Below are 12,328 nucleotides of genomic sequence, written 5' to 3' on the forward strand. Positions count from 1 at the left end.
CGGTCGCCTTGCCGCGACCAGGCCGGGCCGGCTGGCTGACCCCGGCGCAGACCTGGCGGGCGAACGGTGGTCGCTGGTGAATCCCACGGCCTGGCAGCCGGACCGGGCCTCGGACCACGCAAGCGACCGGACGGCGCATCGCCACAGGCATCGGTATGTCACTGCGACCGTGATGTCCCTGAGGCATCAATATGACTCAGCGGCATCACGGTCATTCGGGCGTCGCCCTCCAGCGAGCGGAGCGCGCCGGAGCCGGGCGACCCCACCGCCCCGGACGGCCGGAGAGCCGAGGTGAGCAGGCCGCACCTGCCGATGCGGCCGCTGTGGCGGTGTCGCGGCTGCGGGGCACCCTGGCCGTGCCAGCCGGCGCGGCTGGCGCTGCTCGCCGAGTACCGGCACGACCGGGTGGGACTGCTGGTCTACCTGGGTGCCCTGATGGCGGAGGCCGGCGCTCAGCTCACTCGGCTCCACGGGCGACCGGCCGACCTGCACGAGCGCTTCCTTGGTTGGGCGCGGGGCCGGGGCGGCACAATGTTTCACGTGAATCATGAGCCGGGTGCCGAGATCCACCACACCGACCCGTTCGCGGTGCCGACCGGGCAGCGATCGCCGGTACGCCGGCTACGTGGTCGGCTCGCCGCACCGGTGACCCTCTGGACGGCGCCCGGTCCGGCCGGACTGACCGTCTCGTCGACCCTGGTGGCCGAGGGGGAACCGGACCGACTGCTCGGTTTGATCGACCCGGAGTCCGACCTGTGGGCGGCCGTCGAGGAGTCGGGTCGGTTCGCGGTCACGCCGCTCGGCCCGCCACACCGACAGCTCGCCGACCGCTTCGCCGGCCTCTTTCCGGCCCCGGGCGGGCTGTTCGCCACCGGCGACTGGGTCGAGACGTCGTACGGGCCGGTCCCGGCCGACGGCAGCGGCTGGGCCGGGTGCCGGCTGGACACCGCCCGGGAGTACGGCTGGGGCCTGCTGGTCGAGGCCACGATCGAGGCGGTCGACCTGGCCGAGGAGTCCGTCCCGCTGTTGCACTACCGCGGTCGGTACCACGAGTTGCCGGCCTGACCGATCACCGCAGTGACCTGAGTCACTTGGCGCAGCCAGCCAACCGCTTGGCGCACTCGCCGACCGTCGTCGATCTCAGCCTTCCCTGCCGGGGAGTGCGCTCTTTACGGTGCGCGAAACTCCTCTGACGCCTGTGAAGGTGGTGATCCACAGATGTCCACGGACACACCCGCTCCGGCCGCTTCCGAGTCGGACAAGTACCTGGCCGTACAACGGTCGGACGAGTTCGCCGGGCTGCGGCGTGCGCTGCGCGGCTTCGTCTTCCCGATGACCGTCGCGTTCTTCCTGTGGTATGCGCTCTACGTCATTCTCTCCGCGTACGCCCGGGACTTCATGGGCACGAAGCTGTTCGGCAGCAACATCAACGTCGCGCTGGTCTTCGGCCTGCTCCAGTTCGTCTCCACGTTCCTGATCGCCTGGCTCTACTCCCGGTACGCCGACCGGAAGATCGACCCCATCGCGGACCGGATCCGCGCCGAGATCGGGGAGGTGACCCATGAGCACGGTCCACGCGGTTGAGACGTTCCTCGCGGCCGAGGCGGGCAACCACACCGCCCGCAACCTGACCATCACGCTCTTCCTGGTCTTCGTGGCGGTGACCCTGGGCATCACCATCTGGGCCAGCCGGCAGACCAAGACGGCGACCGACTTCTACGCGGGTGGCCGGTCCTTCTCCGGCTTCCAGAACGGCATGGCGATCGGCGGCGACTACATGTCGGCCGCCTCGTTCCTCGGCATCGCCGGCATCATCGCGCTGTACGGCTACGACGGCTTCCTCTACTCGATCGGCTTCCTCGTCGCCTGGCTGGTGGCCCTGCTGCTGGTGGCGGAGCTGCTGCGGAACTCGGGCCGGTACACGATGGCGGACGTGCTGGCGTTCCGGATGCGTCAGCGTCCGGTGCGTACGGCGGCGGCGGTCTCCACCATCACGGTGTCGATCTTCTACCTGCTCGCCCAGATGGTGGGTGCCGGCGCGCTGGTCGCGCTGCTGCTCGGCATCCGGCCGGGGACGACCTTCCTCGGCATGGACGCGGACACCGCGAAGGTGGCCACCATCATCATGGTCGGCACGCTGATGATCATTTACGTCACGGTGGGCGGCATGAAGGGCACCACCTACGTGCAGATCGTCAAGGCGTTCCTGCTCATGGGCGGTGCGCTGCTGATGACCATCCTGGTGCTGGCCAAGTTCAACTTCAACCTGTCGGCGCTGCTGGGCCAGGCGGCCGAGGCATCCGGCAAGGGCAGCGCGTTCCTCGAACCCGGGCTGCGGTACGGCGTCGAGGTCGCCGGCAACTCGACGCAGACCTTCTACAACAAGATGGACCTGCTGTCCCTGGGCATCGCCCTGGTGCTCGGCACCGCCGGTCTGCCGCACATCCTGATCCGCTTCTACACGGTGCCGACCGCCAAGGCGGCCCGTAAGAGCGTGCTCTGGGCGATCGGCATCATCGGCACCTTCTACCTGCTCACCCTGGCCCTCGGCTTCGGCGCGGCGGCGCTGGTCGGCGGCCAGGCGATCACCGAACAGGACAAGGCCGGCAACACCGCAGCGCCGCAGTTGGCCGAAGCGCTCGGCATCGACTTCTTCGGCGGCGAACTGGGCGGGGCAGCCCTGCTGGCGATCATCGCGGCGGTCGCCTTCGCCACCATCCTCGCGGTGGTCGCCGGGTTGACGCTGGCCTCATCGTCCAGCCTGGCGCACGACTTCTACGCCAACGTGCTGAAGAAGGGCGAGGCGTCGGAGCGGCAGGAGGTGCGGGTCGCCCGGATCTCCGCCCTGGTGATCGGTGCGGTGTCCATCCTGTTGTCGATCTACGCGCAGAACCTCAACGTGGCGTTCCTGGTGGCGTTGGCCTTCGCCGTCGCCGCCTCGGGCAACCTGCCGGCGATCCTCTACAGCCTCTTCTGGCGGCGGTTCAACACCTCCGGCGCGGTGTGGGCGATCTACGGCGGGCTGCTCTCGGCAGTGCTGCTGGTGTTCTTCTCCCCGGTGGTCTCCGGTTCGGCGACGTCGATGTTCCCGAACCACGACTGGCAGTGGTTCCCGCTGTCCAACCCGGGCATCCTCTCCATCCCGTTCGGTTTCCTCTGCGGGTGGATCGGCACTGTCATCTCCAAGGAACACGACGAGGACAAGTACGCCGAACTGGAGGTGCGCGCCCTCACCGGTGCTGGCGCGCACTGACAGCGGTACCCGTCAGGGGGTCCCCTGTTGACGCACGACGTCAACAGGGGACCCCCTGCAACAATTCGACGGTCGGTAGGCTGAGCGGTATGAAGGTTGCTGAGCGCTTTGGTTCCGGTCACCGCGTCCTCGTCACCGGCGGAGCGGGCTTCGTCCCGTCGCACCTGGTAGACGCCCTGATCGCCCGAGGTTGCACAGTGGTGGCGCTGGACAACTTCGTGACCGGCTCCAAGGAGAACGTCGCCCACCTGCTGGACCGGCCGACCTTCACCCTCGTCGAAGCCGACATCTCCGAGGGGCTGCCGACCCACCACCCCGCGCTGGCCGATCGGTTCGACGCGATCCTGCACATGGCTTCCCCGGCCAGCCCCACCGACTTCGCCCAACTGCCGGTGGAGATCCTCCGGGTCGGCTCGGTGGGCACCCTGCACCTGCTGGAGCGCGCGGTCGCCGACGGCGCCCGGTTCCTGATGGCCTCCACCTCCGAGGCGTACGGGGACCCGAAGGAGCACCCGCAGCGGGAGACCTACTGGGGCAACGTCAACCCGATCGGGGTCCGCAGCGTCTACGACGAGGCCAAGCGCTTCTCCGAGGCCGCGACGATGGCGTACCACCGCTACCGCGGGCTCGACGCGGCGATCGTCCGGATCTTCAACACGTACGGCCCGCGGATGCGCCCGGACGACGGCCGCGCCATCCCGACCTTCATCTCGCAGGCACTGCGCGGCGAGCCGATCACCGTGCACGGCACCGGCAACCAGACCCGGTCCATCTGCTTCGTCGAGGACCTGGTGCGCGGCATCCTGCTGCTGCTCGACTCGACCGAGACGGGCCCGGTCAACTGCGGCACCGAGCACGAGCTGACCATGCGACAACTCGCCGAGTTGATCGTGTCGCTCTCCGACAGCACCTCGAAGGTGACCTATGTCACTCGGGGCTCGGACGACCCGGAGATGCGCCGGCCGGACCTCACGCTCGCCCGTGAACTGCTCGGTTACGAGCCGTCGATCGCGCCCGAAGATGGCCTGCGACGCACCATCGAGTACTTCCGGACGCGGCTCGGCTGACCGGTTCCGCGCGTACCGGCCGTCGCTGAGTGTCGCCTGAAGGCGGTAGTGGCTCCGGCTACGTACCCTGAGTTACATGTCCGCGACCTCGTCTGCCGGCGTCCCGCATCCGTACCTGCACCGCAGCGCCGGGCGCGCGTCGGTGCCCGGCCCCGACCGGAGCGCCTCCGGGCGTGCCCGCCCGAGCGAGGCGCGCTTCTACCCGTCGCACGACGAGGAGCGGCTGCGGCCCGGCGGTCCGACCGGGCCCACCGGGCCTGGGGGCCCGGGTGGCGCCGGTGGGCCGGGGCGGCGTGGCCCGCGACCGCGCTGGGGTCGGATCGCCCTGGTGGCCGGGGTCGCGGTGCTGGTGCTGGCGCTGCTCGGCAGCGTCGGCGCCTGGCTGTACGCCCGCAACCTCAACAGTGACCTGGCCCGCACCGACCCGTTCGCGGAGATCACCGGCGGTCGGCCCGCCAAGACCGTCGATGGCGCGCTCAACATCCTGCTGGTCGGCAGCGACTCGCGGGACCCGGACGCACCGGTCGACACCAAGAGTCAGTGGCGCGCCGACACGATCATCGTCATGCACATCCCGGCCGACCACCAGGAGGCCTACCTGGTCTCCATCCCCCGGGACCTGTACGTGCCGATCCCGGAGAGCGCCGGTGCGGACTGCGGCTCCGGTTCACGTGCGAAGATCAACGCGGCGTTCGCGTTCGGTGGGCTGCCGCTGGCGGTACGCACCGTGGAGTGCTTCACCGATGTTCGGATCGACCACGTGATGGCGATCGACTTCGGCGGCTTCAAGGAGGTCACCGACGCCCTCGGCGGGGTGGACCTGAAGGTGGAACGCACCATCACGTCGATCCACAAGCCGTACCGGACGTTCACCAAGGGCACCAACCACATGGACGGCGCGGAGGCGCTGGACTGGATCCGGCAGCGCAAGCAGTTCCCGGACGGGGACTTCGCCCGGATGCGGCACCAGCAGGAGTTCCTTCGGGCGCTGATGGACAAGGCGGCCAGCACCGGCACGCTGGCGAACCCGAAGAAGCTCAACGACTTCCTCAAGTCGGTGACCGCGGCCGTAACCGTCGACCAGTCTTTCTCGGTTACAGACATGGCGCTGCAGTTCCGTAACCTGCGCGGCCAGAACCTCACCTTTGTGACCAGCCCGAACTCGGGTAGCGACACCATCAACGGCGAGTCGGTGGTGGTGTCGGACCGGGAGAAGGCGCTCGCGATGTACCAGGCCATGTCCGCGGACAAGATGGCCGACTGGGTCAAGGCCAACCCGCCGAAGAGCAATGACGGCGGCTGACGCCAACCCGAGGGGCACCAGCCGTTCGGGTCATCGAACAGCGACGATCGTCTGAGTCTGCGAAATTCGACGTCCGGATTGACCCGGGATGAACTCGCCAAGTCGATTTGATGTACGTACAGTGGTGCCGCCCCCTCCTGATCACGAGCTGGAGCACGCATGCCGGTTCAGGCCAGTCGTCGCCCTTCTTCCCCCGGGTCCGCCGCCCCCAGCGGTCGAATCGCTGCGGCCATACCCGCACAGGCGCGCCCCATTGGCGGCGGGCCAGGCTCGCGCCCTCCGGGCGGCGGCGGTGACGGCGGTGGCGACCGCCCGGGTGGCGGTGGGTCGAAGAAGCCGACCAAGCGCAAGGACCCGCTCTGGGCCAAGCTGACAGTGGTCTTCGGTGCCGTGTTGATGCTGAGCAGCGGCGTGGCCATCGTCGGCAGCAAGGCGCTGATCGGGCAGGCGACGGGCGGCATCGCGAAGGGCAACCTGCTGGGTGAGGCGGGCAAGTCCGACGCCGAGGGCGGGGCGAGCCTGGACGGCCCGATCGACATGCTGCTGCTGGGCGTGGACGCACGGGAGCGCTGGGCCGCCGACGACGTCCGCTCGGACAGCATCATCATCCTGCACATTCCGGCCACGCACGACCAGGCGTACCTGATCTCGATCCCCCGGGACACCGAGGCGCAGATCCCGGCGTTCGAGAAGAGCGGCTACGGCGGCGGCTCCGGGAAGATCAATGCCGCGTTCCAGGCCGGTGCCGCGAACGGTGGCGGCTGGGAGGGTGGCGCCCAGCTGATGGCCCAGACGATCAAGCGGCTCACCGGGATCAGCTTCGACGGTGCGGCGATCATCAACTTCGGTGGCTTCAAGAACGTCATCGACGCCCTGGGCACGGTGCGGATCTGCGTCACCCAGGAGGTCAAGTCGCTGCACATGTCGTACGTCGACGGCAAGCCGATGTGGAACGCGGACGCCAAGAAGACCGGCAAGCCGCGGACCCCGGTGGTGCACAAGAAGGGCTGCCAGGAGATGGAGGGTTGGGCCGCGCTCGACTACTCCCGCCAGCGCAAGACCCTCAAGAACGGCGACTACGACCGGCAGGCGAACCAGCAGCAGCTGATCAAGGCGATGGCCAAGAAGGCCACCGAGGGTGGGATGCTGACCAACCCGGCCAAGATGAACAACCTGATCAAGGCGGCGGGCAAGGCGTTCGTGCTGGACACCGGCGGCGTGCCGATCGAGGACTTCATCTTCACCATGCGCGGGGTCACCGGCAACGAGCTGACCATGCTCAAGACCAACAACGGCACCTTCAACGCCAACGGCAACAACACCGAGGGCTTGAACGAAGAGACGATGGCCATGTTCCGGGCGGTCAAGCAGGACAAGCTCGCCGAGTTCGTCTTCACCCACCCCGAGGTGATCTCCACCCGCAAGTGACGCCGGTAGTCGCGGAAAGCCAGCGACGGCCCCGTCACCGCCCGTAGCCTGACGTGAGCAGGTTTCACGTATCGGCTGCGGGGAGGCGGTCACGTCCAGGTGGGGACGGAACGCAGCGGGCCGGGCCGGAGCGGCCCCGTCCGCCCGGTCACCGCGCGCCCGTGGGTCGCGCATCATGCTCGGCGTCGGCCTGGCCCTCCTCCTGCTGGCCGGGCTCGCCGTGGTCGGGCTCAAGACGCTCAGCCACCGGTACGACCGCACGGTGACCAAGGAGCAGCTGCTCGACCCCGACGCCCGTACCGCCCGCACCGACCTGGACGGGCCGCTCAACTACCTCCTGGTCGGCTCCGACCGACGCCCCGGCGACAGCGGCCCGGATCAACGCTCGGACACCATCCTCATCGTGCACGTCCCCGCCGGGCAGCGGGAGGCGTACCTGGTCTCCATCCCGCGTGACCTGCTGGTCGCCATCCCGCCCACGAACGGCTTCGGCGGTGGCCAAGACAAGATCAACGCAGCGTACGAGCACGGCGGCGGCGGGCAGGCCGGCGCCCAACTGCTCTCCGCCACCCTGCACCGGCTCACCGGAATCCAGTTCGACGGCGCCGCGTTGATCGACTTCTCCGGTTTCCGGAAGGTCATCGACCTGCTCGGCGGGGTGCAGATGTGCGTGGACACCGAGGTCCGCTCGATCCACACCAACCGGGTCTTCACCACCGGCTGCCACCAGATGGACGGGGCGCAGGCGCTGGACTACGTCCGACAGCGCTACGACCTGCCCGGCGGTGACTACGACCGGCAGCACCACCAGCAGCAGTTGCTCCGGGCGATGCTGGACAGCGCCGGCAGGGCGGACCTGCGGAGCAACCCCGTCAAACTCGACCAGGTACTGCGGGCGGTCGGCGGCTCGCTGACCGTCGACACCAACGGCGTACCCCTGGAGGACCTGCTTCTCGCGCTGCGCGCGCTGCCGCCCGACGGGATGCGCGGCGTCCAGGTGCCGTCCTCGCCGCAGACCATCGACGAGGTCTCGTACGTGGTGCTGGACAACGGGGGCAACGGGTTGTTCGAGGCGCTCCGCGACACCCGGGTGCCGGCCTGGGCGCAGGCCAACCCCCGCTGGGTGACCCGGTTGTGACGGTGTCGACGGCCCGGTCGGTGCCGAACCGGGCCACGAGGATCTAGTGTTGCTTCCTGTGTTCGGACCCCAGGTTCCCACCGTGCCCGTGACCGAGATCGCCGACGAGACCTACCTGCTGGACGTGCGGGAGGACGACGAGTGGGCGGCCGGCCACGCGCCCACCGCCCACCACCTGCCGATGATGCAACTGCCGGCCCGGCTGGCCGAGGTGCCCACCGACCGGGAGGTGGCCGTCGTCTGCCGTTCCGGCGGGCGCTCCGCCCAGGTCGTCGCCTACCTGATCAACAACGGCTGGGAGCAGGTGCGCAACGCCGACGGCGGGATGCGCCAGTGGGCTGCGGTCGGCCGACCGGTGGTCGACGCGAACGGGCAGCCCGGCCAGGTCATCTGAGGCCGGCGCAATGGGCGTGCCACTGGTCTTCGCGCACCGCGGCGCCTCGTTCGACCTACCCGAGCACACCCTCGCCGCGTACCTGCGCGCCCTCGACGAGGGTGCCGACGGCCTGGAGTGTGACGTCCGGCTGACCCGGGACGGGCACCTGGTCTGCGTGCACGACCGACGACTCGACCGCACCAGCAACGGCCGCGGTCTGGTCAGCGCGCGCACGCTCGCCGAACTGGACGCCCTGGACTTCGGCTCGTGGCACCCGGGCAGCGCGCCGGACGGCGACCTGCCACCGGATGAGTCGCACACCCGGCTGCTGACCCTGGCCCGGCTCCTGGACGCGGTGCTCGCCGCCGGCCGGCCGGTCCGGCTGCTGGTCGAGACGAAACACCCGTCCCGTTACGGCTCGAACGTGGAACGGCGACTGGTCAACCTGTTGCGTCGGTACGGGCTGGCCGACCCGACGCCGGACGATCCGGTGCAGGTCACCGTCATGTCGTTCTCCCCGTTGGCGGTCCGTCGGGTGCGCGAGCTGGCCCCGAGGCTGCCCACCGTGCTGTTGCTGGAGGTGTTGCCGCGCTGGTTGCGGTTGGGGCGGCTGCCGTTCGGCACCCGGATCGCCGGGCCGGGCATCAGCCTGGTCCGGGCCCGCCCGCAACTGCTGCCCGCACTGCGCGCGGCCGGCAACCAGGTGTACGTCTGGACTGTCAACGAACCGGCCGACCTGGAGTTGGTGCTGACCGCCGGGGTGGACGGGGTCATCACCGACCGGCCGGCGTACGCCCTCGCCCGACTGGACCGCTGAGCCGATCGGCCGGGCGGGGGTGCCCAAAACCGGGACGGCGGGGCAGACTCGGCACATGCCGGAGCGTATCGATTTCCCCGCTCTCATCGCCGGCCACACCGTCGTGATCGAGATGATCAACTCTGGGGACGCCGGCCTGCCGGTCCTCACCCAGCTGCTCCGGGTGGCCCAGCCGGCGCTCGGCGCGACCGGGATGGCGTTCGTCGAGTTCGGTCCGACAGGTGGCCGGGTGATCGCTGCTACCGGCGCGGCCGAATGGGCCCTCGGCCGACCACTGGCGGTCGACGACCCGGACACCGTCTGCCTGCTCGCCGGGCCACGGGTGCGCCAGGTGCGGGTGGGTGACCTCAACGGCAAGCTGGCCGGCGAACTGGCCGGCAGTGGCCTGCGCCGGATGGTGGTCTCCCGGGCCGAGATCGGCGGTCACACCGTCGGCAGCCTGCACGCGCTCTATCGCGCCGACGACGAGCCGGGCCCCGAGCAGCAGGGAGTGGTCGGCTACCTCGCGTCCTGCGTCGCGCACATGTACGGCGACCAGAGTGGCCTGCCGGTGCACGGTGACGGACCGGTGGTCGCCGCCCTCGCCGACGGGCTGGCCGTCGTCGACCGGGACGGGCACGTCCGGCTCTGGAACCCGGCCGCCGCCCAGGTCACCGGCCGGACGGTCGAGCAGGCGCTGAGCCACCCGTTACCGTTCCCACTGCCGCCCTCCGGGCAGGTTCGCGACCACCGACTGCCGGACGGCCGCTGGCTGCGGATCACCTCCGGCGAGCTGCCCGGGCCGGGCACGTTGCGGGTGGTCACCTTCCGCGACATCACCGACCAGCAGCGCCGCGACCACGACCGGGAGCTGTTCGTCGCGGTGACCAGTCACGAGCTGCGCACCCCGGTAACGGTGATCAAGGGCTACGCGGACACCCTCACCGACCACTGGGAGTCGCTGACCGACATCGACCGCCGGCAGGCCGCCCGCGTGATCGGGCAACGCGCCAACGAGCTGGCCCGACTGGTCGACCGGCTGCTCAGCTCGGCCGCCGAGGTAGGGCCGGGCGACGACCCTCCCACCCCGTTCGACCTCGGCGAGGCGTTGCGTTCCGCCGTCGTGGACCTGCCGTCGGAGCTGCGCCGCCGGCTGGTGCTCCGCCTCCCCGGCGATCTGCCCAAGGCGCTCGGTCACCGGCCCAGCCTGGCCACCGTGCTCACCGAGTTGACGACCAACGCCGGTAAGTATTCGGCACCGGACTCACCCATCGAGATCACCGCCTCGGTCGACGGGCAACTGGTCGCGTTCCGGGTCAGCGACCAGGGCATCGGCATCCGACCCGAGCACGTGGAACGAGCCTTCGACAGGTTCTGGCAGGGCGAGTCCGGTGACCGTCGCGGCTACCCGGGTGCCGGGCTCGGCCTCTATCTCGTCCGCCGGATCGTTGAACAGCAGAATGGATGGGTATCCCTACGTCCGAGGGGCGGCGGCGGTACGGTCGCAGAGGTGCGGCTACCACGCGGTTGACCGAGGGTGGCGCGACGTGGAGGCGACGGTGGCAGCGGCAGCGGTAGCGAGGGATCAATCCTGGTGCGTGGTGGTTCCCCACCACCCGGGTGGGGCACGGCTGGCCCGACACCGGCTCGCCGCCGAACTGGCCGACGCCGTACCCCCGGCGCTCCTGGCGGACCTGATCGCGGTGCTCGCGGAGCTGGTGGGCAACGCGGTGCGGCACGCCAGACCGCTGCCCGGCGGCGTGATCCGGGTCGCCTGGCGGCTGCGGCCCTCGGCCGAGGGCGCACTGATCCAACTGCGGGTCACCGACGGCGGCGGCGCGACCGGCGGGCCCCGGCTCCGGACGGCCAGCCCGGACTCGGCGGACGGGCGCGGGCTGCACATCGTGGCCGGCCTGGCCACCCGCTGGGGCGTCGAACAGGACGGCATGGGCCAGCGCGTCTGGGCGGAGTTCGACCTGGCGCCGGCACCTCGACCCGACCTGGTGCCGGCGGGCTGAGGACGGCTCGGGCGGGTCCCGGCCACGGCGATCCGCTCGGGGCTCTAGGCTGTGACGCCGTGAGTAAGCGTCGAAAGAGCCAGCGCACCGCCGCCGACACCACCCCCCGCCGCGACAAGGTGCGGGACGTCTTCGTGCCGCGTCCGTTCGACGGGCTGGTCGACGAGTCCGAGTGGATCGCGCTGCGCGAGTTGGTGCCCGCCGCCTCCGCCCCGCTGCGGCTGGCGCCCGCCCTCATCGAGGAGTTCGGTGACCGGGCGGTGACGCTCGCCACGGTGCTGCCGATGGCCGCCCCGGCGATCACCAAGCCGGACGGCCGGGTGCTCATCGGTCTCCAGCGCCACCAGCAGTCCGGCGACGTCTCCCGGGATCTGGCCGACGCGTTGCTCAGCGGCTTGCGCACCGAGCCCGGTGGTCAGGTGGCAGTGCCGCCACTGCCCGGGCCCGGGCCCCGTCTGCAGGACATCCTCGTGGACGGTCCGCTGGACATCACCATGCACGACGGTTTCGAGTTCTGGCTCGACCCCGGGGCCGCCGACGACCCGACCGTCCAGGCGTCGCTGGAGCGGGCGAACGCAGCCATCTACCCGACGGTGCGGCTGACCGCGGCGAAGGCCGCGTACTGGTGTCAGGTGCCGGAGAAGGCGCACGTGCGCTGGGTGCTGCCGGACGACGAGGACGCCGCCCTCGACGCGCTGGCCCGCCTCGGCGCGGCCGGCACCCTGACGCTCGGCGAGCAGACCAAGTTCGCCGGCATGTTCCGCGCGCACGGTCGACTCGTACCGGTCTGGGACCTGCCGGAGGACACCCCGGCGGCCGAGTGGGAGGAGCCGGTGGCGCAGTTCGCCAAGCGGTACGCCGAGGCGCTCACCGTCACCGACCCGCTCGACGCCGCCGACCGTCGGGCCCGTCAAGGGCTGCTCGGCCGCCAGCTCACCCTGCGCTGAGC

Annotated in this window: 12 protein-coding genes; all 12 read left to right on the forward strand. The window is 70.5% G+C overall.

Annotated features, from left to right (window positions below):
* Nucleotides 1–312 precede the first annotated feature (312 nt).
* The 12 genes from QSK15_RS00210 (at nt 313) to QSK15_RS00265 (ending at nt 12,326) form a co-directional block, all read left to right on the forward strand.
* On the forward strand, nt 313–1,065 hold the full coding sequence (locus QSK15_RS00210) for a flavin reductase family protein (protein ID WP_285794281.1): 753 nt from the start codon (nt 313–315) through the stop codon (nt 1,063–1,065).
* Nucleotides 1,066–1,218: 153 nt separating this feature from the next.
* The gene (locus tag QSK15_RS00215) at nt 1,219–1,584 is read left to right on the forward strand and encodes a DUF485 domain-containing protein (RefSeq protein ID WP_030331682.1); all 366 of its coding nucleotides are present in this window, start codon (nt 1,219–1,221) and stop codon (nt 1,582–1,584) included.
* Nucleotides 1,562–3,253 carry a monocarboxylic acid transporter gene (locus tag QSK15_RS00220; protein ID WP_285792369.1) on the forward strand — a complete coding sequence of 564 codons (1,692 nt, stop codon included), beginning with the start codon at nt 1,562–1,564 and terminating at the stop codon, nt 3,251–3,253. The genes QSK15_RS00215 and QSK15_RS00220 overlap by 23 nt, the downstream gene beginning before the upstream one ends.
* Before the next feature lie 89 nt (nt 3,254–3,342).
* On the forward strand, nt 3,343–4,320 hold the full coding sequence (locus QSK15_RS00225) for an NAD-dependent epimerase/dehydratase family protein (RefSeq protein WP_285792370.1): 978 nt from the start codon (nt 3,343–3,345) through the stop codon (nt 4,318–4,320).
* 76 nt (nt 4,321–4,396) lie between these two features.
* Nucleotides 4,397–5,623, forward strand: a complete 1,227-nt coding sequence (locus tag QSK15_RS00230) for an LCP family protein (RefSeq protein WP_285792371.1) — start codon at nt 4,397–4,399, stop codon at nt 5,621–5,623.
* A gap of 159 nt (nt 5,624–5,782) precedes the next feature.
* Nucleotides 5,783–7,051: an LCP family protein gene (locus tag QSK15_RS00235; protein WP_285792372.1), complete on the forward strand. Its 1,269-nt coding sequence runs from the start codon at nt 5,783–5,785 to the stop codon at nt 7,049–7,051.
* 175 nt (nt 7,052–7,226) lie between these two features.
* On the forward strand, nt 7,227–8,189 hold the full coding sequence (locus tag QSK15_RS00240) for an LCP family protein (protein WP_285792373.1): 963 nt from the start codon (nt 7,227–7,229) through the stop codon (nt 8,187–8,189).
* A gap of 58 nt (nt 8,190–8,247) precedes the next feature.
* Nucleotides 8,248–8,583, forward strand: a complete 336-nt coding sequence (locus QSK15_RS00245) for a rhodanese-like domain-containing protein (protein WP_030331693.1) — start codon at nt 8,248–8,250, stop codon at nt 8,581–8,583.
* 10 nt (nt 8,584–8,593) lie between these two features.
* Nucleotides 8,594–9,382, forward strand: a complete 789-nt coding sequence (locus QSK15_RS00250; protein WP_285792374.1) for a glycerophosphodiester phosphodiesterase — start codon at nt 8,594–8,596, stop codon at nt 9,380–9,382.
* Between the two features lie 55 nt (nt 9,383–9,437).
* The gene (locus QSK15_RS00255) at nt 9,438–10,892 is read left to right on the forward strand and encodes a PAS domain-containing sensor histidine kinase (RefSeq protein ID WP_285792375.1); all 1,455 of its coding nucleotides are present in this window, start codon (nt 9,438–9,440) and stop codon (nt 10,890–10,892) included.
* Between the two features lie 67 nt (nt 10,893–10,959).
* Nucleotides 10,960–11,379, forward strand: coding sequence for an ATP-binding protein (locus QSK15_RS00260; RefSeq protein ID WP_285792376.1), 420 nt, complete (start codon nt 10,960–10,962; stop codon nt 11,377–11,379).
* 59 nt (nt 11,380–11,438) lie between these two features.
* Nucleotides 11,439–12,326 (forward strand): DUF5926 family protein, encoded by an 888-nt coding sequence (locus tag QSK15_RS00265; protein ID WP_285792377.1) that lies wholly within the window; start codon nt 11,439–11,441, stop codon nt 12,324–12,326.
* Nucleotides 12,327–12,328: the final 2 nt, after the last annotated feature.

The sequence above is a fragment of the Micromonospora sp. NBRC 107095 genome (assembly GCF_030269705.1).
Taxonomy (GTDB): domain Bacteria; phylum Actinomycetota; class Actinomycetes; order Mycobacteriales; family Micromonosporaceae; genus Micromonospora; species Micromonospora parva.

Bases quoted from the DNA above. Each gene is read 5' to 3' on its own strand.
- QSK15_RS00255 (WP_285792375.1), top strand. From the start codon at position 9,438: ATGCCGGAGCGTATCGATTTCCCCGCTCTCATCGCCGGCCACACCGTC.
- QSK15_RS00230 (WP_285792371.1), top strand. From the start codon at position 4,397: ATGTCCGCGACCTCGTCTGCCGGCGTCCCGCATCCGTACCTGCACCGC.
- QSK15_RS00240 (WP_285792373.1), top strand. From the start codon at position 7,227: ATGCTCGGCGTCGGCCTGGCCCTCCTCCTGCTGGCCGGGCTCGCCGTG.
- QSK15_RS00220 (WP_285792369.1), top strand. From the start codon at position 1,562: ATGAGCACGGTCCACGCGGTTGAGACGTTCCTCGCGGCCGAGGCGGGC.
- QSK15_RS00210 (WP_285794281.1), top strand. From the start codon at position 313: ATGCGGCCGCTGTGGCGGTGTCGCGGCTGCGGGGCACCCTGGCCGTGC.
- QSK15_RS00250 (WP_285792374.1), top strand. From the start codon at position 8,594: ATGGGCGTGCCACTGGTCTTCGCGCACCGCGGCGCCTCGTTCGACCTA.
- QSK15_RS00235 (WP_285792372.1), top strand. From the start codon at position 5,783: ATGCCGGTTCAGGCCAGTCGTCGCCCTTCTTCCCCCGGGTCCGCCGCC.
- QSK15_RS00225 (WP_285792370.1), top strand. From the start codon at position 3,343: ATGAAGGTTGCTGAGCGCTTTGGTTCCGGTCACCGCGTCCTCGTCACC.
- QSK15_RS00215 (WP_030331682.1), top strand. From the start codon at position 1,219: ATGTCCACGGACACACCCGCTCCGGCCGCTTCCGAGTCGGACAAGTAC.